The following is a 24,550-nucleotide window of genomic DNA, read 5'->3' as shown; positions in this document are numbered from 1 at the left end:
TTCCCAGGAAACGGGAATGCGGTGAATGGGAGCATTTGAATCATTGACCTTGGGCCGAACAAACTTAAGATACTAGTTTAGAGTCGCGGATCATCGCCATAACCAGCAAAGATCGTATAAAGGTCAAAAGGTTTCCGGCGTCCCGGGCCGGAATTCGGGATGAATTTCGAATGCGACATTCATATGCATGGCACATTGACACAGCTACAAAATTCGCCGCGCGACCTCGCCCGCTGGCGTCAAGCGCAGGAGCAATTGCTCGGAGGCCGCCACGGTCCGGCCTTGAACGGCTATCGTGATCTGGTGAAACGTTTTCCCGCCGTGGCCGAGCTTTGGTTCGAACTGGGCAACGCGGCGTCAGGTGAGTTGGATTTTCCACTCGCCAACACGGCCTATCGTCGCGCTGTCGAACTGGCGCCGAACAACGCCTCCCTGCTGGGCATGGTTGGCCAGCAATACCAGGGGCTGCGGCAACTGGATGATGCCCGCGCCTGCTACGAGCGGGCGGTGGCGGTGGATCCGGATTCAGTGGATGCACGCATCAACCTCGCCGTGTGGTTGGAGAAGGAACGCCGGTTGGAGGATGCCTGGAACGCCGTCACCGAATGTCTGGCGCGCCATCCGCGCGATGATCAGGCCAGATATTTTCGAGCCTTTTTGCTGCATAGGCGCAAACAATATGCCGAAGCGGAAACCGCCCTGCGCGATTTGATCAAGGACGGTCCGCGGTATCCTTACGTCAAGTACGCCAGCCGTCATCTGCTGGGCGTTGTGCTGGACGAATTGGGGCAATTCACCGAAGCCATGCGCTGGCTGAATGAAGCCAAGTCGCAGGTGCGGCAGCTCACAGACATAGCATTGCTTGAGCGGCATTACGATCAGGCGGATCAACGACGCCGTGACTTGCTGGCGAGCCTGACACCCAACAATCTTCAACGGTGGCGTCGGGAGATGCCAGCTTCAACGATTCGCCACCAGATCGCGTTTCTCGGCGGTCATCCACGCAGCGGCACCACATTGCTGGAGCAAATCCTGGATGCACATCCGGAAGTGCTCGCCTTTGATGAACCGGTGGCATTCCATCAGGAGGTAGCCACTCACATTCCCCTCCCACCCTCATCGGGCAAAGGCCAGTTAGGCGTTTTGGATACGTTTCCGGCTGGTCGTTGTGAAGGGCTGCGGCAACGTTACGTCAGGAGCCTGTTGCGAGAAGTAACGGGCGAGCCGACGGCGCCCGTATTGTTGGACAAGAATCCTTCACTAACCATGATGTTGCCAGTCTGGCTGCGGGTCTTCCCGGAATTGAAAGTGATTATTGCGTTGCGCGATCCACGCGATGTGGTGATCAGTTGCTTTTTTCTGAACATCATGCTCAACGCCACAAACGCAAACTTTCTGAGTCTGGAGCGCACTGCCAAGCATTATGCCGATCTGATGGATGTCTGGCTGCGGATGCGGGAGTTGGGTGGCTTTGACTGGATTGAAACTCGTTACGAGGACGTGGTTGGCAGCCTGGAAACGGAGGGCCGGAAGGTTACCGAGTTTCTGGGTTTGGCATGGCACCCCGACCAGGGGCGACACCATGAGACTGCTCGCCGCAAATTCCTGTTCGCGCCTACCTACCATGATGTGACCCAGCCAATTTATCAGCGGGCGGTGGGGCGGTGGGAACGTTACGCGGAGGCGCTGGCGCCGATCATGGACCGATTGGCACCCTATTGCCAAAAGTTCGGATACAATGCCTGACCGGCATCTACGAAGGAACATCTGGCATTAACGCCGATTGCGCGTTCGCTCCCATTCACCGGGAGTGGTTGAGCGCGGAGGGGCGGAAGAGTGGGTTTCCAAATGCTGTTAAATGAGCAGGCCATGGCTTGCGCCTACGGGTGATTTTCCACTCCTCCCAATTTGAGGGACAAGTCATGGCGGCGTTGGGCCTCGTCCCGGCGGAAGATGGGTCCCACCTCCACACGAACGTTTTCTCCGTCGCTCTTGATCAACGCGCAGTCGGGCGAAGCCGGGCCGGTTTTGCTGGGGTAATAGGCATGAGCCCGTTTCAGGGCGGGCTTTTGGCCATTCACACGCGGCCAGCTGAACGCCACATTCACTTTGGGAATTCCGGAATGCGGGATCTTTTCCGTGCTATACACTTCGACGAATGCGGAATGTCTCTCCCAGTAAGTAAAGTCGGCGCCCTCGAAACGAAGGCTCCCAACCTCATGCACTTCACCGGCTGCATCTTTCAGCTTGCAGGTGAACCACGTGTTGGTCTGACCATCGGTCACTTCCGTCCCGGCCTTGAGTATCTGATACGTATAGGTGCCCTTAGTCCAGGCAAAGGGACGCCGAACACTGGCGAACTCGCCTTCGTAACCAGCGCTCTCGACGAGGCAATCTGGCCCGGCAGTGCGCACGTTGTCCAAACCAACGGGCGTTTTCTTGTCGCTGGACCAACGGGAGAAGATGGCACCCTTGCCGGGATGCATACGCGAGTGATTCGTCGCGTCGCGCCACCCGTTGATATTTGACTGGAGACCGCCGTAAAAATCTTTCCCGTTAATCCGGGCCAGACCGCAAGGCGAGACATAGAGATTATAGGTTGAGGGAACGTCACGGTCGATGGTCACATCCACCTCCAGTGATTCAAAATGCTCGATGGGCTTCTGAAATTCCCACCAGATGTTCGCCACATGCCACGGTTGGTGCGGCAGTATTACCCCGGCCGCCTGGGCCATTGCTTCGGGTGAAGGCTGCGTGCAAGAATCCTCCGCCTCACCCTGAGCAACCGCGCCGGCGCAGGCCATGGTCCACAGGCACCAACTCGTAATGATGATCAGTTTTTGCATAGGAATATACAGGTTCGTTCTCCGTCTCGTCATGGCAACTGCGGCAACATCAGGTCCGAGGGCGCCTTGCCGGTGGCCGGGCGGGCGAATTTCTCGCCGAACTTTGTGAAGCCGGGAACAAAGCCGCCCTGTGCTAGGAAAAACTGGCCATCCTCGACGCCCATAAAGCGGTCAAGGCGATCGGCCTTGCCGGTCGAGTCGTGACTGAAGGTGGCGGTGGTTAGTTCGAGCCACTGACCGTCAGTCGAGCGCACCCATTGATTGCCATAAAGCGCTTTGCGGCGCACATGTCCATTAACGCCATTGAAATCCTCACTGAAGCTGTAAAGTCCCCGCAAATAGCCGCCGGCCTTTGGTGCCCGCCAACTCGAGATAAGCAGCCATTCCTTCCTCTCTGGATGAAAAAAGTAGCCGGAATAAATTGTGTGGGTTGCATCGACGGCTTTGGCTGTAACGATGAACCGCTGTTTCTCACCAGTCTTCCAGGGATAAACCAAATGGCTGTGGCCACCAGTGCCTTCGTTTCCAAAATCTCCGGCATCGACCTTCTCGCCCTTGGCCACAAGTGTCGCCCGGTTTTCAGCATCCACATTGCTGCGGTTCATCTCTTTGCTCCCACTATCCCAAACGCTGAAAATAATGCGGCGCTCGGTTGGGCTGTTGACTTGCATTCCGAAATAACCGCGGTTCCAGCCGCAGGCCATGTAGTAGGACCAGAGCGGTTCTTCAAGGGCCGTTACCTCGCAATAAAATGCTTCGACCTTGGTCTGCTCCGGCACCGGATACACCAGATGTACCGAGGCCGCATTCCGGCGCGGTTCGAGATTGAAATGTGCCTCCTCTGTGGCCGGGCCCGCGAGTATGAGGGCTTCGAGGTCACCGAAAGGCTCGCCAGCTTTATTAAGTGACTCCAGTGTAAAACGCTGATAACCAGGAGTCGTGACATCGAAAGGCTCGAAGCTTATGCGAACCAGTTTTTCACCTGCCCCCTTGACCGAAGCCTCACGCGACTGACCGGCAACGGTAAGCCGCAATTTAGTTTCAGCGCTGGCCGCCAACCGCAACGTAAGCGAGCATTCCAATTTGCCCGAATGCTTGATCTCGCCAAACCAGAGCACCTTGAGCGCCGGGTCCTGCCAGGCGGTAATGCCGGAGCCACGCGAGACGCTCGCGCCTTCGGGATCCGGGTCAAGATAAGCGGTGAATGCAGGAACACGCAGTTCCGCTTTGGCCTCCGCTGCGCATCCGGTGAGGGCCAGAAGAAAAATAAAAGTCCAGATTTTCATCATCAGTTTAGAATTGCTTTGCCCGATTGACCGCTCAGCATGGCACTTTTGCCGCCGTGCTCCATACTGCCGCCTTCAGGCTTACACTCTTTTTTAATCAATGCTTTCATGATTTAATGCAATTCATTGTCGTTAACCAAAACTGCTCCACATTTCCAAATGATACGTGTCGATTAGGGCGTCTCAATACGGTAAAACCGCTGCGAAAAATTGGTCGCCTGCGTATCGGTGAAGTTGAATACGCCGCTGGTGTCGGCGGTGTTGGTGGCCAGAGGCTTCCACCAAATGGGCTGAACCAGATTGGAGGCGCTCAACAGAATATAAGCCTGACCAGCCACCCCGGCACCGCCAAGGCCAAAGCTACCTCCGTTCAGAGTGCCAAAACTGATAAAGGCCGGCGGAACGGGTAAGGCAACTACTGTGATCGTGCCATCGGTGCCCAGCCTGGAACTGTCCCACGTCAAGTTTGTTGCCAAGGCGGGCAGATTTGAACTGGTGAAACTGGAGAAAAATATCCCCGCATTAAAGAGCTTGAAAGAATCACCGACGGCCAGTGCATTGGTTCCGATGTTGGTAACCACCAACGAGCCACCGTATGTCAGAGTGCCTGAAACAGCCGCCAGATCATGGGTCAACGTAGTGGCTGATTTGCTGATTTTCATCTCGATTTTACCCGCGAGGCTGAGAGTCTTGCCAAAGGTAAGCGTGCCTATGCCGCCAGCGCCAGGTGCCAGTGTGCCGCCGCTTTGAATGCTCGTCGCACCATTGAGGACACCCACCCCCGCCAAGGTGGCCGTGTTCTGCACAGTGAGGGTGTTCGTGCCGAGTGAGCCATCCACCTGCAACGTGCCGCCGCTGACGTTGGCGGGGCCGTTGTTAGTGGCCATCCCGGTATAGCGCATCAGCCCCGCCCCGCTCTTCGTCAAACCGTAGCTACCATAGGCATTGCCGCTGACCAGCAGATCCACGGTTCCGGAACCTTTGGCAACGTTCAATGTAAGCGGTCCGGCCAGTAGATTAAGTGCCACGGAAATCAAGGATGAGGTGGCCGAGGTGTTGACCGTGTAGGTGACCGAGCCGGGGGTTCGCAACTCACCCGGACCTGTCAGCGAACCGCCCGTCAGGAGCAAGCCACTCAGGTAATTCTCATGGTCAAATTGCAACGTGCCGCCGTTAATCGTGGCACTGCGCCCGCTGGCGTCCGCGCCAAAACCGTGCGTCTGGGTAAACTCAGCTGTCCCGCCAGTGTTGATCGTTAGCGGACCCGAACCTATGCCCCGAGGCGAGTACCAGCAACTGACCGTTGAGACCACTTTCCCGCCATTGACGGTGATGGCGCCGGTGTTGGTGTTGGCCGCGCTGAGGGTGAGCACGCCCGGGCCAGTCTTGATCCACCCCCCGCCCTTGAAGTAGGCGTTGATTGTTGCATTGGCGGTGGCGGTGATCGTGGGCGAGCCGGAGAGATTGAGCACGCCCCCACTGCTGGAAAGCGTGTAGGTGCCACCGTTGTTTGCGTTGAAAATGAGACCGCCCGGCGCGACATCGTTCGTGATCGTGATTGAGCAGTTGGTCGAGGTCCCTGCTCCGAACAGCGCCAGGTTGTTATCCACCCACGGAACCGTCGCAGAACCGTTCCACCAGGTGGAAGCGCTGTTTCCCCAGTTGCCGCTGCCATCCTGGGCGCTGGGTGTCGAGTTGTCAGTGTCCCACATCAGCGCCCCGCCTGCGCCAGGCGTGGTCGTACAATTCGTCACGCTGGATGGCGAGTTGCCAAAACTGTTCGTGGCGACCACCGAGTAGCAATAGGTCGTGCCGGGGGCCAGACCGAGGTCGAGGTAATTGGTGCTGCCAACGGCGGCGGTCGCCGTGCCGCCCCGGCTGACGATGTAGCCCGTCGCATTCGTCGCCGCTGGCCAACTCACGGCAATGAGGTTGGCGGCCAGGCCAGTTGCAATCACAGTTGCCGGCACTGAAGGGGTGGGGTTGACGCTGATGAACACCGGAGGCGAGCTCAGCACGGCACCGGCATCATAAACCACCTGTGCCAAAAGCGTGTATGCGCCGGCCTGAACATTGGTCCACATGAAACCGAATGGCGAAGCCGTGGATTCGCCGAGCAACGTGGCGCCGTTGAAGAACTGAACCTTCGTAATAGCGTGCGCGTTTGTGACGACATTGGCAGCCAAAGTGATGGTGGCGGGCGCGCCGAAACCGGAGCCCGCGCTCGGGGCGGTCAGGTTGATTGAGGGGGCGGTCAGCTGGGACGCGGCAAGGACCTGCCCGATTTGTTGTGATGTCAGCGCCTGATTGAAAATGGCAACTTCGTTCAACAGACCGTTGAGACGGCGAACCGAACTGTTGGGGTCGTAACCAAGATAGGTCGTACCCGCAAAGGCTTGCACGGAGTGAGCCGCAGTGTTGGTCGCGGAATAGAGGGTCCCATTCGTGGCCATGTACATCACAGCTTGTGTCGGCTGGATCACGAGTGCCATGAATGTCCACACCCCGTCAGGCACCACCAGGCCGGAGTTCCAATTGTAAGTGCTGGGGGAGTTGTCCCAGGTGTAACGCAGTTCGTTGGCCGTGCCAAAGTGCAACCCGGCGGCGGTGGTACCAGAACGGCAGAAGACCATGCCGGACCACGCCATCTGCGAGCCGCTTCGCTTGACCCAGCCGCTGACAGTCACCGTATTGGTGTTGAGGTTCAAGGCTGGGATGGCGATGTCCGAGTCCGCCCCATTAAATTGGGCGGCCAGGTTGCCGGCCTCAAATCCAGGAAAAGTAGGAGCCCCGGTGCCGGGCATACCAAAGATGAGTCCGCCCTCACTCGTGCCGTTGAAGTTGTTCAAAGAGTCATAAGCGGTAGGTCCGGTGGTTTCATTCAATCGCCAACAGCCCACCGGGTTATTGGCGAGCAGCTGTGCCGGACCAGGTGGCGGGGATTGGACCGTGAGCGTGGCGGTGGCGGCTGCCGTGCCGTTTGCATTGGTGAGCACAACCGTATAAAGGCCCGAATTGGAAGGTTGCAAATTCGTCAGCGCCAACGTGGCATTGGTAGCACTGGGAATATTCGTGCTGTTGTATTGCCATTGGTAGGCGAATGGCATGTTGCCACTGGCCGCAGCGGTGAAGGTGGACGATTGACCGGTAAAGGTCGAGACGGATTGCGGATTCACTGTGACACCGGGCGGCCCGAGCAAATTACCGGTCAAGCTGAAGTTATCGAAGCTCGCCCAGTGAACGTATGGATTATGAGACGGCTGGGCGTAAGTAAAGAAGCCGGCGTAGAGGGTTGTTCCGATGGAAGTGAGAGTGTTGGTGTTCACCGGCGTCCAAGTCGTGCCGTTCGGCGAGACCGAGGTGGTGAAGGTGTCGCCCACCCGTTGAATCTTGTACCAACGGTTGGCGCTGCCAAGATCGGCCGAGGAATACGCCCCGCCGCCATTGGCCATGGTATCGTCCTCAAAATGGGTGCCGTTGTTGACAGTGCCAAACACCGCGGCATAACGTGAGCTTCCTGTGCCCAGCGGAAATCCTGGTGTCATGTTGGTGTTGCCGCGCAAGATGATGCCCGCCTGCCAGGTGGAGTTCGGTGCAGCCCCATCCGGCCCCGCTGCGCTACTGGGCAGGTTTGCCAGGTGTGAGATCAGCGTGCAATCCCCGCTAACCTGCCGGCTCAATAGGTTCATCCCGTCGCCAATCACCGAGTAGGTGCCCCCCTGAATGCTTGCACCGTTCGGATGGCTATGAAAAAAAATCTGCCCGAACTGCCATGGCGTCAGCGCCTGGTTCGTCGTCGCGACCAGGTTCACCGCTGAGTCGAGGAGGTTGGTGCCGTTGTACAACAACCGGGCGCGGATGGGATTATTGTTTGTCGCCCAGAAAAATCCATTCGCACTATACGGTGCCACCGAATCTTGCGCCCAGTAATTGTCCCCCACATAGAATTGCACTTTGTTGATCGTCGCTCCGTTCGCGTTCACTGACGCGCTCAACGGCACATTCACCCCTGAAACAGTCGTCCCGTTCGCGGGGGAGGACAAAGTGATGGTCGGCTCGCTCCCACCTGGCACTCGGTAATAGGAGGTGGACGGCACCACCGTTCTTGCGATCCCCGGTCCCTCGTATGAAAGGGTAAGCGCATCAAAAAATTCGGTGGAGAAGTTATTATTCTGGGTATCACAAAAATACCGCACGTTGATCGAATGGTAGCCGGCCTGCAAGCCGATCCATCCGCTCAAGTCTGTCGGGCTGTGATCGCCATCCAGGTTTACGACCACCTGCCCGTCCACGGACAACTGGCTCCCGGCATCTGAATTCAGTGTGAAAGCATATAAACCGCTCACCGGAACGTTGATGTATCCGGCATAGTTGAAGGCGTAGCCGTTGCGTCGGCGGCGCGGTGTCAAGTCCAGATTATTGATCGCCCCCTGGAAAACCGGAGTCAACGCGGCGAAGTTGGGCATTGTGGACCAGTTGATGCCACTGCTGTTGAGGTAATAATTCTGAGCCGATTCATAATAGGCAAAGTCCAGTCCGTTAACCATACCGGTGAGATTACTCGCAGCTTTCAGCGTGGCACTGGCCGGAGTGATGGCAATCGGCGCGTTGGTGTTGTCGAAGATATCCATGATCGTCAGGAGAACGTACGGCGTGGTGACGCCGGCCAGGTTCAGCAGCTTCTGCCGCGCCTCGGGGTCGCGGTCGTAGAACACCACCGCGGGTGTGCCAGTGTAGCCGGGGTTATTAAACACCTGGATCTGATAAGCCAGTTGCGGTGAACTTGTGGCTGGCGTCTGCCATTGCACCACGAGTTGCGTGCTGGAAATGCTGGCGCTGGTGTTGTTGACGACGATCGGATCGAAGGCCGGCGTCGGCGGCTGGTTGCTGATCGTCAGATAGAGGGCCTGCCCGTTGTTGGTCAAGGCGCCCACGTAGCTGGCATTGGAGGCGGAGCAGGTTTCGTAAAAAGCGGCGGTGTTGTTTTCAATGAGACCGGCATTCTCCTTTTGGCCACGACTGTAGGCCTTAAATTGGTTGGCCATCTGCCACTGGCCGCTCTTGTGGTAATAGCAATTGCGATAGTCCGTCCGTTGCGGCAGCAACCCGCCGGTGGCGTCCTCTTGAAATCCCATCAGACCATCGATCCCCGTCGCCGCAAACGGAAGCTGAACCGTCGCCACGTGATACCAATTGCTGGTGGCGGGGTCTCGCAACCATTGGCCTGCGTAAGCCTGGTGTGGTGTGCCATTAGCCGGTTGCCAGACGCGGAAAGCGAGCCGATACCATGCATTGGTTTGAAATACCTGCCAGTTGCCCGGAGCCCGTAGAATAGTTCCTTCGGCGACTGTCGGTGCGGAAAAAGTGGTCGGGCTCGTATAGGACGGCAGGATGGTATCGGTGTTATTGAGCGGGTTGTTAAGCGGCCAGAAACTCCAATTGACCAGGCACGTGGTTCCCGGCGGCGAGCCGGCGGAAGGCAGCGCCAATCCACTGTAAAAGTAGCCGCTCACGCCTTCGGAACTTGTCCAGTTGTCGCTCAGCCAGGTGTTATAATAGGCGCTGTTCCAATCCGGCCAGCGCAGCTCCTGGACGATGCCGTCAGAGCCGCTAGCCACGCTTGTAAAATAGTGGTAATCCGCCCGGGCGGACAGGGAAAGAAGCTCGATTACCAGGAAAAGAGCGAAAGCGATAAGGTGGCGCATTGATCAACGACCGTTGTCGGTTCCTGGATTGCAGTAGAGCCTGTTCTTGTTGGGATCGTTCGACTCAGCAAGCCAGGCCGCATACTTGATGAATTGCACGCTGCCGCTAACATTGAGCGCTATGCCACCCGCCTTGCCGTGGCGCTTGCCCAACCCTCCGTCGATCGCTGGATTGGGGAAACTGGCGGCATCGCCGTAAACCTGCGCACCGAACGAGCTGGTGGTGTCGTCTGGTTCCCACATCATAAAAGCGTCCTGCCTGAAATCAGTCAGTTTGTAGGTGGTTCCAGCAGGTGCAAGACCTCCGTAGCCGCAAATCGCGCCGTTCTCCACGTACGTGGACAACTTGTTGGCGCGTTGGGTGAAGAGAGCCGTGTTGGTTTTATCCAGCGGACACCGGTAAATTGCCATGTTCTTGATGAACTGCCAAAGCTGGCCGTCCTGGTAGGCCAAGATTGGATTTACATTGTAAGGGGCAATGCTGAGGTTCGGCGGTGCGGACGCAGTTTTGGGATCGTAAAGCCAGCCCGCGACCCACGCCGGGTTCCAATTCGGATAAGGCATTTTGTCCAGGTTGTCGTTTGCATACAAGTGTGTGGCGAGGCCGAGTTGCTTGTTGTTGTTGACGCACTGCGTGCGTTGCGCCTTCTCCTTGGCGCTTGCCAACGCCGGCAGGAGCATCCCGGCCAAAATGGCGATGATGGCGATGACCACCAGCAACTCTATCAGGGTGAAGGCATCCGGTGGCAAGGACGAAGGGCAAACGTCTTTAACCTTGGGGGAAATGAACTTTTGTTTCATAGATAGGTTGTTAGCGTTAATCGGAGCAAGGCGTCAGGAAACCTTTCGGTCGCAATCCTCTTTCCCAGATCTGTTTTGCCCCGGCGTGACTTAAGTCGAACTGCATGGCCGGGTTCAATTATTTCCCCCATTTATCGCAGGCGTGATGCTTGGTGTGAATACCACATTCTTGGTACCCCTCAATTTGGATAGCCTCGCACCAGATTATCGGCCGAGATACTTGAGGGTGGCTTCGGTCCGGCTATGGACGTGCAGCTTGTCATAAATGGTGCGCACATGGGTGCGCACCGTTTCGAAGCTGATATTCAGCAGGTCTGCAATTTCCTTGTAAGCATGCCCCTTGGACAGCAGCGCCAGGACCTGTTCCTCGCGTTCCGTCAGACTCTTTATTTCTGGTGCGCGCGTAATTTCTTTCGGCTCCTGCTTGATCTCCTGGAAAAACTGGACAACTCGGCGCGCAATTTGTCGCGACATTGGAGCTCCGCCACTCGCGATCTCACGAATTGCTTCCAGGAGCTTGTCCTTGGGCGTCCGCTTAAGCAAGTAGCCCGTGGCACCGGCCATGAGGGATTTAAAAATCTGCTCGCTGTCGTCGTAAACCGTGAGCATCAGCACAGGCAGCGTGGGGGCCACATTCTTAAGTCGGCTCACGCACTCCGTGCCCAGCATGCCAGGCATGTTGATGTCCATCAGGACGACATCGGGGCGGTTGGCTGGGATGCCTTTGAGCGCAGTCATCGCGTCGGGATACGCTCCACGGCACTGAAAGCCAGGCGCGCAGTCGATCATGCTGGCGAGGTTGGCGCGCACGCCTGCATCGTCCTCCACGAGGGCCACTTGGATCGTTTTATTCACTCGACGACTCATATACCTTTTTGGCATCTGGCCACCATACCACATTGATGTGAGACGGGCAGAACCTTAATCAGCTTTTGGCAGGGGAAAAATGAACCTGATTCCTGTGCGTTTCGCTGGCGCGCTGATCAATTCCATGCGCCCGCCGCACTCCTCCAGGCGCATCTTCATGTTGCCCAGTCCGTTACCTCGCAGTGCGGTCTGGTCCGGGAGGAAACCGCGGCCGTTGTCCTCAATTCCCAGGTGAACTGTGGTGTCCTCCAACCCAAGTCGCAGCCAGACTTCCGTTGCGCCGGAATGCTTCACGATGTTATTGAAGGCCTCTTTGACGGCCATGAAGACGTTGTGTCGCAGGTCGGCGCGGAGCGGCAGGTTTGGCAGATCGGTGGGAACTTCCTGCCAGCAGCGCATGCCACTGTTCTCCAAAAATTCATCGGCAAATCGACATACATACTCGGCGAACTGGGGAAGATTGTCGTTTTTGGGATTGGTCGCCCATACAATCTCGTCAAGCGCCTGTACGGCGGCACGCGCCTGGCTGCCGATACGCTCGAACTGCACATTGGCCGCCAACTTGCCCCCCGTTTCGCTCTGGCCCAGATCACTGAGCTGCGAAACTTGAGTCAGGATGCTGCCGACGTCGTCGTGCATGTCCTGGGAGATGCGCAAACGTTCCCTTTCGATGGCGTGTTGCATTTCCAGCAACGCGAGTCGGCGTCGATAACGCCTTCGCTCCATCAAACGCACCACTCCCGCGAGCCAGCCGAGAGTTGCCAACCCAGCCAAAACCTGAAACCACGTTGTTTCCCAGAGATAAGGTTCCACAGTGATCGCCAAGCCCGCGCTTGGCTCGCTCCAAACGCCATCGGCGTTGCACGCGGTGACTCGGAACATATAACTCCCCGCAGGAATATGATGGTAATTCGCCGCGCGCCGTCCCCCGGACTCAACCCAGTCGCGATCCAAACCTTTCAACTGATAGCGGAAGCGCACGTTCGCAGGTGCAGCGAAGCTGATTGCCGTATAATGCAGTTCCACTTCGCGGCCGCCCGGAGGAATGGATATGTGTCCGCGCAACTGGGAATTGGTGGACGCGGAATCAACCTGGTTGTCAAATCTGCCCATCGTTCTGGACTCCACGGTTCGCCTTTGGCCATTAACCAGAAGCTCCTCCAGCAACACATTTGGCGGCGGCTTGTCGGTCTCCTGCTTTTTCGGATCCACAAAAACCAGGCCTTTAACCGTGGAGAAGCAAATCAACCCCGCCTTGGTCTTTAGGCCCGCCGGACAAAACCCGCTTGAGCACTCTTCGGCCGGCATCCCGTCGTCCACTCCGAAGACCTTCGGATGAACAAAAGTGGTCTTCCGGCTCCCCAGGACATCCAGCTCACTTTTTGCGAGCCGGAAAATCCCGTGACTGCAGCCCAACCAGAAATCACCATTATCAGCCTCCACGATCTGGGAGATCGTGTCCGACCACAATCCCTGTCGCGTCGTGAAGCTCGCAATACGCCCGTCGCGGAATCGGCTCAGACCACCACCCGCTGTCCCAATCCAAAGAGTGTTGTCAGACTCCAGATGGAGCGTCCGGATCGCCTGGCTGAGCAAACCGTTGGTAATCGAAATTACGGAATCATCCCCCAGCCGCACCCGTTTCAATCCGCCAGCCTCGGACCCCACCCACAGGAACCCGTCGGCTTGCTGCGCCAGCGCAATCACAGGTCCGCGAGCGACTCGATGGGGGAATTCCACAAATTCACCGTTTTGAAAATGCACCAACCTGCTCTCCGAGGTGCCTATCCAGAGTCCTCCTTGTCGATCATCACACAGCGCAGTGACCATCCCTGAATGCACCCATGATTCATTAGTGTAACTGTTGACCAGTTTCCCGTCCTGCAAATGGAAAAGCCCGCGTCCGGCCCCGAACCAAAGGTTGCCGTCCTGGGTTGCCAGGACAGAATCCACGAAGGCGTGCTGGCGTTCCTCAGGGCTCGGCTTGAATCCTCCGGGTCCCCCCAAATTTAGCCCGCTGCCGTAAGTGCAAACCCAGAGTGTGCCATCAGCCGTTTCCGCGACCGAGCGCGTAAAATCATTCGTCAACCCTTCTGCTGCGCCGTAACTAACAAGCTTCCGGTGACTTAACCGGTTCAATCCGGCGGTCCGTGTGCCGACCCAGAGATTACCCTCCCGGTCAGGGCGTAGTGAACGGATGTCATTCGCGGAAAGACCATTTTCTTTCCTGACCGCAAAAAACCGACCCGCCTCGAAGCGATAAAGACCATTATCGAGCGACCCCGCCCAGATGGTGCCATCAGCCTCCTCGGCCAGACTCGTCACGTACGCAAACGGCAACCCGTGGCTTTCGTCGTACCTCGTCCACTGGCCGCTCCGCCGGCACAACACTTTTCCATTGCCAATACTGGCCCAAATGTTGCCAGCCTGATCTTCGAGCAGACAGTAGGCCAGAATCTTCTCATCACCCGGCGGTCCCCGGCTTTCAGTAAGCTGGCCGTTGCGCAACTCAAACAATCCCTGTCTCGCCGTGGCGATCCACATCCCGCCGTGCCGGTCGGGCATGAGTGCGTTTATGGCTGTGCGACTCAGACCAGCCAGAGCCTCGTCGCGGATGAACTGATCTCTATCCCATTGAATCAGACCAGACCGGGTGCCCACCCAGAGGCGCCCGGCGCCATCTTCGGCCAAAGCAGAGATAATATCGCTGGTAGCCAGACCCGATGGCACCGCCAAGGTTTCAATCCGCCCAGCCACATATCGGCTCAACCCGCCACCGCCAGTACCAATCCACAACGTCCCCTGTCGATCTTCGTACAATCTCTGCACATCAATGCTTTGCAAGCCCTCCCGCAAGCCAAATACCGTGAACCGAACGCCATCGAAGCGCGCCAACCCCTCCCGCGTGCCCAGCCACAAATAGCCGTCTCGCGTCTGTACAATGGAATTAATGGTATTCTGAGGCAGGCCGGTTTCGCCCCCCCACGACCGGACGATCAAACCCTCCGACCGGAGGGGGTCACCTGTGGCCGCGCGAACCTGGCAGGCAGGTACCAACGCACAACCTACCGCCAGCGCAAACACTAGTCCTCCGCGAATAAAGTTCATCCCAAGCTGAAATATCTGAAGCCTTCGCTCCCGTAGCGATTCCTTGAGCCCCTCACCCGGATCACTCGCAAGAAAGCAGCCGAGATGATTACGAAGCATGCAAATGCGCCGGTTGCTGGGTTTGGCTGGCCTCTGCCAGACCGCGTGGATAAAATTGGCGGCTAGTCGCACCTGAGCTGTTCCAAGGATCACTCTGCTTCAATCAGAAGTGGTCTGCATGGCCACACAAAGTTTCGGTAATCTTTACCTAAAAAGTGGCAACAAAATTAATTTGTTTCATCGTCGCATACGATACCCAAACCCGTAGCAGCCGCAACGAAAATCAGGACCATAAGACATCGTCAATGTAAAAGCGATGATAATGCCTGGCGTCACCCGACAGCGGGATGAACTGCCATCAGAAATGGCAATTCAACCGTGGAGGTGTAGCGGTGTCATCTCCCGCAGTTGCGCCCGACGGGACAATCTACTGTATCTCCTGGAGCGGAACGCCAAACTTCACTCCTCTTACCAACACATTGTATGCCCTGACCTCAGCAGGAACTGAAAAATGGCACGTCTCCGGCCCCCTTGAATCGGGGTTACCTCCTTATCAAATTGCGCTTGGCAGAGGCGGCACCATCTATACGGATTATGGACCACGGGTGATGGTCGCACGTCGTCCCGAGGATGGTCAAACAAAGTGGAGTTTTGAAACGAGCAGCACTGTTGGATGCGGAATGGTCACTTCCTTTGCCATTGGGCCGGACGACACTCTTTACTTTGGAGCCAGTGGAGGGTGCAGCCATCAGGAGTTCTTCGCACTCACACCACAAGGAAAGCTGAAATGGCGAACCGATCTAAACTCGGATTGCGGTCCACCCGCCATCGGACAAGATGGGACGGTTTACGTTGGTGTTAAGAACGGATATCAAAAGTTCTTCGCCCTCAACCAAATCAATGGCGCTACGCTCTGGACCTTCCAAACAACTAACAACACGATCAGCATCAATGACTCACCAGTCATCGACAAGAACAACATAATTTATGCCGGGGCGAGTGACGGATACCCTTACGCCTTGACCAACGGCAGCAACGTCAAGTGGCAGTTCAAAGCCGGTGCTTCCATCGACTCAGCCGCAGTGGCGGGTGCGGATGGTTCGATCTACTTTGGCGCTGGCATCAATATCTTCGCCCTCAATCCATCTGGAACCCAACAATGGCGGTTTCCGCTGACGAATTCTGTCATGGCCTCATCTCCTTTGCTGAGCGCCGCAGGAGTCCTGTATTTTGTCACTGAATCTGGGCTTACAGCATTACAAGTGGAATCGGGACCAGCTTATTCACCCTGGCCGATGATGGGACGCGACCTGCGACGTGGTTGCCGAACAACTGCCTTTCAGGGGACCGCTCCTGTGTTTGATTTCTATCGTCCCGTTACAAATGGATTTGAGCTGACTGTCCTCGGTGAATTAACCCGCTCATACAGCATTTTTGGCTCGACCAACCTTCAGAACTGGTCATCCCTGACAAACATGAGTAGCGCCAACGGCACAATCTACTTCTCAGATCAGAACACAGGTTTAAGCAATCGTTTTTACAAGGTTTCATCCCCGTAAAAACGGCTGTAGCGGCTCTTGCAAACCGCTACAGCCAATCCACCGCTGGTATTACTTACCGCCATTGCCACTCTGTCCTGACGACTTCGCTACGCTGCTTTGGGCGCGTGAAGCGAAGCTACCGCTCGGCACCTGGCCGCCGTTGCTCTTGGCAGTCGCGCTCTGAATGCGTGATGCTGCCTGCGATGTCATGGGTGTTCCGCATTTTGAACCTGAATTGCCTGAGTTGCCTTTACTCATATCTGGCATTCCTTTCAACCGTTGTTGTTAGATGTTCGTTTCAGAGATTGCCTCGAGCAAGCTCAACCTCATTGTTACACTGGCCAGAATAAAAGTTCCTGAGGCTCCTTCTACTACAATGCCAAGGCACCTTTATAATGAATATTCCTGACACGAAGACGTCGCTGCCTGCAGTCCACACCTTACCCCCTGAAGGACTGCCTCAGATCGGGAAAGAATGAGCCTTTCCTCCCCAGTCAATCGCAGGTTGTCCACGCCACCAACATTGATGCCGCCCAAGACTTCATCTGCCCGCTTCCTGGCTTTGTCGAAATCCCAGTAGCAATCAAATCTCCGTTTACCTTCCGAATAGTAGGGGACGCGAAATTCAAAACAGTTACCACGGTCCAAACGGTAGATTTTAAGGCTCACATTGCCTTTTTTAACAAGGAAGGGGAATTTTAAGGTTCTCATGGCTGGTTAGTTGATAGATGTACGCAGTTCACCTATGTGCGGGATGTTAAAGTTTGGGTACAGACTGTGTGTAGGCTGTGTGTAGAAAACTGGGAAACCTCGGATTTGTGGGGGAAAAATGGCGACCCTAACGGGAATCGAACCCGCCTTCGCGATTTTTCACTTAGTGCCTGAATCATAAGGACATGCCCGTATTTATTGGGCAAATCGCTTGTTTCGTGGTTATGCTATCACGAACCAATCCGATTCAAAACACAAATTTTTTGTTCGGAATTGTTCGGACGTTTTGTGATCGTTTTTTGGCCCTCTTGCGGTGTGATTTTGGTTTTCCTCGACCATGCTCGCCACTGGCCGCGCGTCGATTTGGAGTCTGGGATTCGGCGCTGTTCGCCCTGACCTCAATGGTGTAGTCCACGACTGGCTTGCCTCCCTTTGATACGGATTCTTTGAGCATGGCCTGAAGATTTTCAACAGCACTCTTCCTGTATTGCTCTTCCCAAGCAGGGTGCTTCTTCATAAGCTTCGCGACCTGAGACGCCACCATCTCCGGGAATAATCCCATTACCTTGGGCAAACGGTGTATCTTCACCTCGTTCGCCATCAAGGAATTTGCTTGTGTCAAGAATCCCTGGTCGACCCCAAATTCACGGATTAGCTCGGTCAGGAACTGTCCACATTTCCAGTAAAGCAAGGGGAGACGGTTTTGTTCCAAGCCTGCAAGGACAACGGCGGCTAGATTTGTGCAATGGTCGGCAAACCCATTTTCGATTGATTGGACGTCCGTAAAACCACCTCGTGGACGGTCCAACTCCGCCCGAGCTGCTTCAAAACTTTCGCGAGTATAAGGATCGCCAGCGAAGTCTACCACGGGCTTGGAAACATCGCCCTCCATCAGCCACTGCATACTAACAGCTGTGTTCAGAACAACCCTTTCAGCAAGGTTGGCTCCCAAAGCCAGACGTCCAAGTTCAATGGATTGGATGGTTGAGGTTGAACGCCTAAGAAGTGCCCCCATTTCTTTCTGACTCAATCCGGCGGCCACGCGCAGCACTGCGAGCGGATGTTGTTGCTTTGACTGTCTCATTGAACAAAAACGTAGCGTATACGCATTAAATATACAACAACTGTTTGCGAACGCATACGCATTGCACATATGCTTTACAGCATGATAGAGAAACAACAGACAAACAACGAGCCAATGCTAACGAAAACTCAGACCGCTGAGTTTTTACAAGTGACCGTCCGCTGCGTGGAAGTATGGATGTCGAATGGCATCCTACCATATTTCAAGTTGGGAAAGCGGTCGGTTCGCTTCAAGAAATCTGACATTGAACAACACCTGAACAAAAATTGCCGCATCCTTCGCAATTAGAACCGATGACTTGCAATAACACCTTAGACAAACCTCCTCAGAGAATCATGAGCAAGCGATTCACAGCCACCGAGAAATGGGAAAAAGAATGGTTCCAGCAGCTAACACCGAGGCTGAAATGCTTCTGGCTTTACCTGTGCGACCACTGTGACGCCGCAGGAGTCTGGGAGCCGAATTTCGGCCTTGCCAGCTATAAGATTGGCGACAAAGTTTCTCCTGCATCCATGAAGGAGTTTGGTGATCGAGTGCATCTACTGCCCAGTGGCAAATATTGGATTTCAGGGTTCATCGCCTTCCAATATCCAAAGCTGTCGAGGGAATGTAAACCTCACATTCCTATCTTCAGGAGTATTGAAGCCAATGGCCTTTCCCCTCTTATCGATGCATGCAGTAAAGGTTTCCATACCCTATCCGAAGGTTATCCAAAGGGTATCCATACCCTTCAAGATAAGGATACGGATAAGGACAAGGGTAAGGAACTGGTAAAGGACAAAGACAAGGCAAAGGAACAGCCCTTTGCTCCGCCCACATTGGAAGAGATGAAAGCCTTTGGGGCAACCATCGGCCTGCCGGAAATCGAATGCGAGAAGTGTCACGACTACTACCAATCGAAGGATTGGAAGGTGGGACCAAAGGCACAGATGAAGGATTGGCAAGCGGCTGCGCGTAACTGGAGACGCAACTGGCAGGAAAACAACGGCGATCTCTTCAACCAGAAACCTGACTACGAAAAAGGATTCTAATGCCCACGTTCACCTGTCGCTACTGCAAGAAAGATTATCCGTTCGAGGCACCTGAACTGGATATTGAACTACCGCCCATGTTCAAATCCCCCACGGTCTGCAACTCGTGCGCTGACATGCTCGACCGGAAACGCCAGGAGTCGATCATCCAGGAGCGTCTGGAAAAGTGGCGCTCCACCTGCCCTGTGATCTATGAGGACACGGACCCTAATCACATTGGGATGCCTGCGCCTCCAAAGCTCAACCAAATCCTGCAATGGAAATACGGACCCAAGGGATTGCTGGTCTTTGGCGACACCAGGAAAGGCAAGACCCGCGCCGTCTGGCTCCTGATTAAGCGCCTCATGGTGGATGAAGGCCGGAAGGTTGAAGGCATGACGTGTGGCGAGTTCGCTCGCCGTTGCGCCAAGGCATATCAGACTGACGTTGCCTACGACTGGATAGACCACCTCATAGCCGTGGACGTGCTTTTCATTGACGATCTGGGCAAGAGCAAGATGACCGAGCGTGTCGTTGCGGACCTGTTTGAAATCTTCGAGCAACGCATCTGCCGAAAGCTACCAACAATTTTTACCACCAATTTTGTCGGCTCAACGCTGGCAGAGAAAATGTCGCATCACGGTGACGCGGCTACATACCAACACGAACCCTTCATAGCGCGGCTGCGTGAATTCTGCGAGCTAGTTTCATTCGGTTAACTCCAATGCGGGGGAGAAGGTCTTCGTTTAGTGCCTCCCTGTGTTGATCCACGTTGTCTCCTTGGTTCGTGACTATGAGACATGGGCCGATGGAAAGACATGCCAAAGCTTATAGCCCATTGGGAGAACGCGGGTCTTTGCAGGATAAAACGTAGCGCCTGACATTAGGGACACTCTGATGCACCAGACCTCCCCTTTCCCAAGGTCAGCCTGCCAAACAGTCTCTTGCGCCTATCTGGGAAGAATATCCTCAATCCTGGAATCTCAGCCAAAGGTCACTCAGTGACGTTTGGCGAGACGATGTTGCAATCGACTTCCGAACAGCACCACTTTCTGGCCACGACCGCTCGTTCACATAACCTCTGTACCATTGACAGCTGAAATAATCTTTTTCAGGCTCCTGGCTAGTGCACCAACTTAAAGAACCTGATACCCACCACCTTGCCACCGCCCAAGGCTGGCTTGAACTGGGCAACCACATTGAAGCCAATGAGGAGTTGGAGAAGATTACAGCCGCCCTGCGTGCTCACCCTGATGTGCTCCAGGTCCGCTGGGGCATTTACGCCGCAGCAAAGAAATGGCAAGTCTGTCTGGACATCGCGCAGGCAATCACCATATCAGCCCCAAGGCGCTCCTTCGGTTGGGTTCACCGTTCGTTTGCCCTTCATGAACTTAAGCGCACCCTTGAGGCGTATGATTTGCTCCTGCCGTTGGCAGACAAGTTTCCCAAAGAATGGGTGTTGCCATACAACCTGGCTTGTTACGCCTGCAAGCTTGGCAGGCTGGAAGAAGCACGGTCCTGGTTGGGGAAGGCATTCGCACTGGGTGACCCGAAGGAACTCAAGCTCAAGGCGCTGAATGACGCTGATCTGGAACTGTTGTGGACGGGATTTTGAAACGGCTGCCTCTTACGGGGTGCACAAAGGCGCTAAGAACAGTTCTTTATCAAGTTTATTTCTTCGCGTCTCGCTTCTTAATTTCCGCAACTTTGTTTGGGGGCAGAGAGTCGTATAAGCCTATTATAAGCTTATGTTTGGTAATGGTTTCATTGGCGATCAGGTTGACGAGAGTAGCCAACTGGATTGCTGTTTCAGTTTTGTCTCGAAGGTCCATCTCTCCAGGATGAACAGCCTCATTTCCAATAACCCTTACAATATCTAGGCTCTGTTGAATCCTCTCGTCCAAGCCCTTCTGCACCAGAGATCGAATATCATCATTTATATTCTTACCTGGCTCCCCTAAGTGCCGACATAATTTCTGAATACACAGACGGAACAGGGCGGCAGCACCACGCGGAGAATATTGAGCGATGGAGCGAGCTTCTTCAAAATCGTCAATGATATCCTGCGGCATGTCGGGGTTAGGCGATGATCCAAGCGGATTGACTGGATAAACCATATCCTCATCGTTCCAAAGAGTAAAATTAGAACAATGTGCACATTGAGAGACACGCCAAAGGTCCATTTCAATCTGGCTCAAGTTGTCGGCATCGTAAAAACTCAGATCATGCCAAATGTGGTGTGCGAAGGCTTGACAGTGGGGACAATTAAACGAGCTATCATTTAATGATGGAGGTGCGTAAGGAGTCATAAATTTATCAACTGCAAAATCCAACAATTAAACCTTTTTTTGATTTTCAGAAAAATGTTACTCAGTTTTCAAGATATTTTCCAATCTCATCCACAGGTCGGTAACCTGCCAATGCTCCGCGTCTCTCAAGAATGAATGGTCCTCGCCGGTCAGCTCCGAGCTTCTTCATTAATGCCGGTTCATTTTGTATTGGTTGGCATTCTTTTCGAAAAGCTCCTGCTTCTGCGCCAAGATCGCAGGGTAGACAGTCCGCCTCCAATCCTCATATCCAACGATGGTTTCTGTGGTCTTGTTGGTTTTGATGTAGCCGTCGACCCAATCAGAATATTCCATGCGGGGCTTGTAGATTTGCGTCAGCCATTTGTCCCGGCCCAAAATGGGGATTTGGCTTTGATCGGACTTGGCAAGCTCCCTGTTCTTTTCCTGGGTTATCAGGATGTAATCGGTATACGCGGCGTGCTCCTGAGTATTTACGGCGGCTGTGTAGGTAATTACGCCGGTGGCGAGCGGAACGCACCCTTGCAAAAGAAGGGTTGCAGACAAACACAGAATGGGCAGCAATTTCCTATATGGTTGGTTAGGTGTTAGGTTCATCGAGGGGGGATTCAAAACTATTTACAGGAATAGTCAATAGTCCTGAAATCCGGCCAATCTGCTAACCTGTTTTCTGATCAGTCTGCGTTTTTGGTCCGGGGAGTGGCGTCGTGTCTCGAATATAATGTTTGCAACCCGCCACAAACAGGCATACGAGAGCTGCCAGAATGCAGCTTGTTGATTTCATTTAATCAACATTTGAATCTCATCTGCCAGCCTGTAACCAGCCAAGGCAGCACGGTTCTCTGCAACGGCTTTGGCCTCCTTGGTATAATTGCTCGGCAATTCACAGGCATTCTGTTCACTCGTCCCGCACCCGCCGTTGATGTCTGCACGAAGATATGCCTTATCGATGGCAATCTGTCTGCCTTCCAAACTCCAGTCCTTCGGCGTGGTGGCTTTGGCGAGTTCTGGCAGGGATTTGCGCGGGTGATCGTGCAACAGCTCGATGGCGTAATAAATCTGGGTTTGAGGCTTCGATGACGTTCCCAGGAGTCCATCCCAGAAGCTGTGGAGCTTGATACCCTTGTTGCCAGGCTTCACGTAGAAGTCATTCCCACCTTTGTCACCATTGGGATAGGTTTCATTGACCAGGGAGCAGCAATGCAACGGCTGATGAACGTCGCCGACAAGGTGAATCAGGTAGGACAGGTAAACCGCTTTCTCCTCTGGAGATGCCTTGCTGTCACACAAGTTCTTCTCACATTGGGCAATGCCGTAGAGCAAGTCATCCTTGGGCGACGGTCCAGGCTCCAGGGGAAACTTGGTTGGCTTGAGTGGATAATCGACGTAGTGCCAGTGAGGATGATCGTAGCTTCGGCTGCCCTGCCCTTTGGCACGGCGAATCTCATCCGGCCATTTGCTGGCTCGCAAGAACACATATTCGCTCAGGCTGAGGTCGGCAAATTTTTCCTTCGAATGAGTAGCCACCCATTTGGCGTAATCAGGGTGAGCCTTGAGAATCTCATCCACCTTGCTGCGGGTGCGCTCAGGCAGCTCGTGGTAAGCTTCGGCTGCAATGACCATGTGCCCTGCTCCACTCCAGGCGAACGTCCGAACCGGAACAATGCACATGGAAGCAGTCAGGATGGCAAAGCAAATGCACTTCTTCATGCCCACGATGGTTTACGGGTGATGACAAAAAGTAAAGGACGACCGTAGAAGCATTTGGCACCTGGGAGTAGGTTTACAATGCCATGCGGCCTAAACGGCGATTAAAAGCACAGACCTGGCGACGTCAATAACCACCTGGAACGCTCCCATTCCCAGATCAATAATTTGGCCTGCTAAAACACTTCAAAAAAGAAAAACCTCAAAGTCCGGTCAAAACTTCGCCAACCCTACGCCATTTACAAAAAGTAAAATACTTTTCACACAGCTCGCGCGTGGTTAGGCGGCTTCGTGCTCATCTCAATCTGAACTACACAACTCTAGAAACTCGTCGAAGCTCTCGGCAAGCAAGTAGAGACTGTCGTAGCCTGCCGGCTTCTGAACTAACTCTCCGCCCCCCCGCAGCCGAAGATACTCGCGAATACCGTTGGCCATCGCTTTGAAGCGCTGGTGAAACTCCTCGTCCTGCCAGTAGCAGCGAAACTCGCTGTCGAGAGCGTAAACACAGCCACGGTCGATGCCAGCAAAGGACAAGCAGGTGAACTGGCCAAAGTCGCCCGACGCGATGGTAATCATGTTGCGAGGCGTAATCATCGAATCGAGAACGCCGGAAATTTCAGAAGCGGTGTCGAAACCTGAAAGGATGTGGGTGCCAAATGGCGATGGCTCCTTGCAAGGGCAGGAAAGTGTGCCGACGTAGCCACCGCCAATCTGCAGAAACTCTCGATAACCATCCGGTAGCCGCGCTCCAATGTCGCGCTCCAGAGCCTCGATATCGTCGTCGGCAATCGCGACGCGCGATTTCGCCGGAAAGCACTCGAGTTCTTTCAGTCGTGCGAGGTAGTCCATAGGGACGAAAGCTGAGCCACCGTCGCCATACCGTCAAACAAAAAACCAGCCCCATTGCTGGAACTGGTCTTTAGAAGGAACTCAACCCCACTCAGGGCTGACTATGATGAAGTCGTTACCATCGTAGCCAACTCGTGACAGGTCACAAGTTCAGAGTTGTTCCATTCAATCGTTTTCTTATCAGCTTTTCAACATAACTGGGATTTAGACCGCAATTGCTGGCATCCTCCAACGTTTCAGCCAGAACCCGCTCAGCATGTTGGGGGGACTTGCCTTTGGTCTTTTCAAAGTAAACGGTTGCCAGTCCATCCAAGTGCGCCCAATGAGTAAGCACCAGCACCCGGTTGACTGCGTGCTCAAAATCGAACGGCTGCTCCATGTGGTGTCGGTCGTGGTGAGGCCAATTCGTAACGATCATGGACAACCCAATTGGATTAATCGGTTTGTTCTCCTGCCTGAGCTTCTCATGCAAATCCTCGTGAGCCGCCTGCAATGCTTCCAAAACCATTCTGTGAGCCGTGGTGTAATCCGAGAACAGCAACTCGTCATGATTGATTTGCTGTGTGTCTGACGTAACGCTCCATATCCGGCGCATTTCAAGCGTAATCTGCACCTTGTCTCAATCAGCAGGCATCAGTCCATAGATGAACCCGTCCAGCGAACTGCGTCAAGAGAATGAAAAGCAGACTC

At 54.7% G+C, this 24,550-nt stretch carries 20 protein-coding genes; 6 read left to right on the top strand and 14 right to left on the bottom strand.

Features of this window, described 5'->3' with window-relative positions:
• The first annotated feature begins 159 nt into the window (after nucleotides 1-159).
• Nucleotides 160-1,746, top strand: coding sequence for a tetratricopeptide repeat-containing sulfotransferase family protein (locus CFLAV_RS00905; protein ID WP_007412691.1), 1,587 nt, complete (start codon nucleotides 160-162; stop codon nucleotides 1,744-1,746).
• A gap of 134 nt (nucleotides 1,747-1,880) precedes the next feature.
• On the opposite strand, the gene CFLAV_RS00900 is transcribed toward CFLAV_RS00905, so the two are convergent.
• The 6 genes from CFLAV_RS00900 to CFLAV_RS00875 all read right to left on the bottom strand — a co-directional run bounded on the left by CFLAV_RS00900 (nucleotide 1,881) and on the right by CFLAV_RS00875 (nucleotide 14,712).
• Complete coding sequence (locus CFLAV_RS00900) at nucleotides 1,881-2,846, bottom strand: DUF3472 domain-containing protein (protein ID WP_150107199.1); 966 nt, start codon at nucleotides 2,844-2,846, stop codon at nucleotides 1,881-1,883.
• Nucleotides 2,847-2,875: 29 nt separating this feature from the next.
• The gene (locus CFLAV_RS00895) at nucleotides 2,876-4,135 is read right to left on the bottom strand and encodes a DUF3472 domain-containing protein (protein ID WP_007412689.1); all 1,260 of its coding nucleotides are present in this window, start codon (nucleotides 4,133-4,135) and stop codon (nucleotides 2,876-2,878) included.
• Nucleotides 4,136-4,305: 170 nt separating this feature from the next.
• Nucleotides 4,306-9,837, bottom strand: a complete 5,532-nt coding sequence (locus CFLAV_RS00890) for an Ig-like domain-containing protein (protein WP_007412687.1) — start codon at nucleotides 9,835-9,837, stop codon at nucleotides 4,306-4,308.
• 3 nt (nucleotides 9,838-9,840) lie between these two features.
• Complete coding sequence (locus CFLAV_RS31535) at nucleotides 9,841-10,638, bottom strand: DUF1559 family PulG-like putative transporter (RefSeq protein WP_007412686.1); 798 nt, start codon at nucleotides 10,636-10,638, stop codon at nucleotides 9,841-9,843.
• 204 nt (nucleotides 10,639-10,842) lie between these two features.
• Entirely contained in the window at nucleotides 10,843-11,505 is a 663-nt protein-coding gene (locus tag CFLAV_RS00880; protein WP_040546353.1) for a response regulator transcription factor, read from the bottom strand.
• Nucleotides 11,506-11,559: 54 nt separating this feature from the next.
• Nucleotides 11,560-14,712, bottom strand: a complete 3,153-nt coding sequence (locus CFLAV_RS00875) for a sensor histidine kinase (protein ID WP_007412684.1) — start codon at nucleotides 14,710-14,712, stop codon at nucleotides 11,560-11,562.
• A 287-nt stretch (nucleotides 14,713-14,999) separates the two neighbouring features.
• Here CFLAV_RS00875 and CFLAV_RS00870 point away from each other — a divergent pair, with 287 nt between their 5' ends.
• On the top strand, nucleotides 15,000-16,211 hold the full coding sequence (locus CFLAV_RS00870) for an outer membrane protein assembly factor BamB family protein (protein ID WP_007412683.1): 1,212 nt from the start codon (nucleotides 15,000-15,002) through the stop codon (nucleotides 16,209-16,211).
• A gap of 51 nt (nucleotides 16,212-16,262) precedes the next feature.
• Here the strand turns inward: CFLAV_RS00870 and CFLAV_RS00865 are convergent, their stop codons facing one another.
• From CFLAV_RS00865 to CFLAV_RS00855, 3 genes are all read right to left on the bottom strand, one after another.
• The gene (locus CFLAV_RS00865) at nucleotides 16,263-16,403 is read right to left on the bottom strand and encodes a hypothetical protein (RefSeq protein ID WP_237712344.1); all 141 of its coding nucleotides are present in this window, start codon (nucleotides 16,401-16,403) and stop codon (nucleotides 16,263-16,265) included.
• A 180-nt stretch (nucleotides 16,404-16,583) separates the two neighbouring features.
• A complete protein-coding gene (locus CFLAV_RS00860) occupies nucleotides 16,584-16,904 on the bottom strand; it encodes a hypothetical protein (RefSeq protein ID WP_007412681.1) in 321 nt (106 codons plus the stop codon).
• A gap of 247 nt (nucleotides 16,905-17,151) precedes the next feature.
• Entirely contained in the window at nucleotides 17,152-17,988 is an 837-nt protein-coding gene (locus CFLAV_RS00855; RefSeq protein WP_007412680.1) for a helix-turn-helix domain-containing protein, read from the bottom strand.
• A gap of 69 nt (nucleotides 17,989-18,057) precedes the next feature.
• Between CFLAV_RS00855 and CFLAV_RS37770 the strand changes: the two genes are divergently transcribed.
• The 4 genes from CFLAV_RS37770 (at nucleotide 18,058) to CFLAV_RS00835 (ending at nucleotide 20,613) form a co-directional block, all read left to right on the top strand.
• A complete protein-coding gene (locus tag CFLAV_RS37770; protein ID WP_007412679.1) occupies nucleotides 18,058-18,276 on the top strand; it encodes a helix-turn-helix transcriptional regulator in 219 nt (72 codons plus the stop codon).
• Between the two features lie 47 nt (nucleotides 18,277-18,323).
• Entirely contained in the window at nucleotides 18,324-19,019 is a 696-nt protein-coding gene (locus CFLAV_RS31530; protein WP_050785585.1) for a hypothetical protein, read from the top strand.
• Nucleotides 19,019-19,717, top strand: a complete 699-nt coding sequence (locus CFLAV_RS00840; protein ID WP_007412677.1) for a DnaA ATPase domain-containing protein — start codon at nucleotides 19,019-19,021, stop codon at nucleotides 19,715-19,717. The genes CFLAV_RS31530 and CFLAV_RS00840 overlap by 1 nt, the downstream gene beginning before the upstream one ends.
• A 407-nt stretch (nucleotides 19,718-20,124) precedes the next feature.
• Nucleotides 20,125-20,613, top strand: coding sequence for a tetratricopeptide repeat protein (locus tag CFLAV_RS00835; RefSeq protein WP_007412676.1), 489 nt, complete (start codon nucleotides 20,125-20,127; stop codon nucleotides 20,611-20,613).
• Between the two features lie 55 nt (nucleotides 20,614-20,668).
• Here CFLAV_RS00835 and CFLAV_RS00830 read toward each other — a convergent pair whose 3' ends face one another.
• The 5 genes from CFLAV_RS00830 to CFLAV_RS00810 form a co-directional block, all read right to left on the bottom strand.
• On the bottom strand, nucleotides 20,669-21,331 hold the full coding sequence (locus CFLAV_RS00830; RefSeq protein ID WP_202796812.1) for a DUF4145 domain-containing protein: 663 nt from the start codon (nucleotides 21,329-21,331) through the stop codon (nucleotides 20,669-20,671).
• Nucleotides 21,332-21,475: 144 nt separating this feature from the next.
• Nucleotides 21,476-21,901, bottom strand: coding sequence for a hypothetical protein (locus CFLAV_RS00825; RefSeq protein WP_007412674.1), 426 nt, complete (start codon nucleotides 21,899-21,901; stop codon nucleotides 21,476-21,478).
• A 183-nt stretch (nucleotides 21,902-22,084) separates the two neighbouring features.
• Entirely contained in the window at nucleotides 22,085-23,014 is a 930-nt protein-coding gene (locus tag CFLAV_RS00820; protein ID WP_007412673.1) for a S1/P1 nuclease, read from the bottom strand.
• Between the two features lie 297 nt (nucleotides 23,015-23,311).
• Nucleotides 23,312-23,860, bottom strand: a complete 549-nt coding sequence (locus CFLAV_RS00815) for an SMI1/KNR4 family protein (protein ID WP_007412672.1) — start codon at nucleotides 23,858-23,860, stop codon at nucleotides 23,312-23,314.
• A 142-nt stretch (nucleotides 23,861-24,002) separates the two neighbouring features.
• A complete protein-coding gene (locus CFLAV_RS00810; RefSeq protein ID WP_150107198.1) occupies nucleotides 24,003-24,473 on the bottom strand; it encodes a hypothetical protein in 471 nt (156 codons plus the stop codon).
• Nucleotides 24,474-24,550 lie beyond the last annotated feature (77 nt).

It is taken from the genome of Pedosphaera parvula Ellin514 (genome assembly GCF_000172555.1).
Classification (GTDB): Bacteria; Verrucomicrobiota; Verrucomicrobiia; order Limisphaerales; family Pedosphaeraceae; genus Pedosphaera.
Note: the sequence above shows the minus strand (reverse complement) of the source record. Positions and strands in the feature narration are given on the sequence as shown.

What these genes read in the sequence shown, in the direction of transcription:
- CFLAV_RS00905 (WP_007412691.1), top strand. Translation starts at nt 160, where the DNA reads ATGAATTTCGAATGCGACATTCATATGCATGGCACATTGACACAGCTA.
- CFLAV_RS00900 (WP_150107199.1), bottom strand. Translation starts at nt 2,846, where the DNA reads ATGCAAAAACTGATCATCATTACGAGTTGGTGCCTGTGGACCATGGCC.
- CFLAV_RS00895 (WP_007412689.1), bottom strand. Translation starts at nt 4,135, where the DNA reads ATGATGAAAATCTGGACTTTTATTTTTCTTCTGGCCCTCACCGGATGC.
- CFLAV_RS00890 (WP_007412687.1), bottom strand. Translation starts at nt 9,837, where the DNA reads ATGCGCCACCTTATCGCTTTCGCTCTTTTCCTGGTAATCGAGCTTCTT.
- CFLAV_RS31535 (WP_007412686.1), bottom strand. Translation starts at nt 10,638, where the DNA reads ATGAAACAAAAGTTCATTTCCCCCAAGGTTAAAGACGTTTGCCCTTCG.
- CFLAV_RS00880 (WP_040546353.1), bottom strand. Translation starts at nt 11,505, where the DNA reads ATGAGTCGTCGAGTGAATAAAACGATCCAAGTGGCCCTCGTGGAGGAC.
- CFLAV_RS00875 (WP_007412684.1), bottom strand. Translation starts at nt 14,712, where the DNA reads ATGCTTCGTAATCATCTCGGCTGCTTTCTTGCGAGTGATCCGGGTGAG.
- CFLAV_RS00870 (WP_007412683.1), top strand. Translation starts at nt 15,000, where the DNA reads ATGAACTGCCATCAGAAATGGCAATTCAACCGTGGAGGTGTAGCGGTG.
- CFLAV_RS00865 (WP_237712344.1), bottom strand. Translation starts at nt 16,403, where the DNA reads ATGACATCGCAGGCAGCATCACGCATTCAGAGCGCGACTGCCAAGAGC.
- CFLAV_RS00860 (WP_007412681.1), bottom strand. Translation starts at nt 16,904, where the DNA reads ATGAGAACCTTAAAATTCCCCTTCCTTGTTAAAAAAGGCAATGTGAGC.
- CFLAV_RS00855 (WP_007412680.1), bottom strand. Translation starts at nt 17,988, where the DNA reads ATGAGACAGTCAAAGCAACAACATCCGCTCGCAGTGCTGCGCGTGGCC.
- CFLAV_RS37770 (WP_007412679.1), top strand. Translation starts at nt 18,058, where the DNA reads ATGCTTTACAGCATGATAGAGAAACAACAGACAAACAACGAGCCAATG.
- CFLAV_RS31530 (WP_050785585.1), top strand. Translation starts at nt 18,324, where the DNA reads ATGAGCAAGCGATTCACAGCCACCGAGAAATGGGAAAAAGAATGGTTC.
- CFLAV_RS00840 (WP_007412677.1), top strand. Translation starts at nt 19,019, where the DNA reads ATGCCCACGTTCACCTGTCGCTACTGCAAGAAAGATTATCCGTTCGAG.
- CFLAV_RS00825 (WP_007412674.1), bottom strand. Translation starts at nt 21,901, where the DNA reads ATGAACCTAACACCTAACCAACCATATAGGAAATTGCTGCCCATTCTG.
- CFLAV_RS00820 (WP_007412673.1), bottom strand. Translation starts at nt 23,014, where the DNA reads ATGAAGAAGTGCATTTGCTTTGCCATCCTGACTGCTTCCATGTGCATT.
- CFLAV_RS00815 (WP_007412672.1), bottom strand. Translation starts at nt 23,860, where the DNA reads ATGGACTACCTCGCACGACTGAAAGAACTCGAGTGCTTTCCGGCGAAA.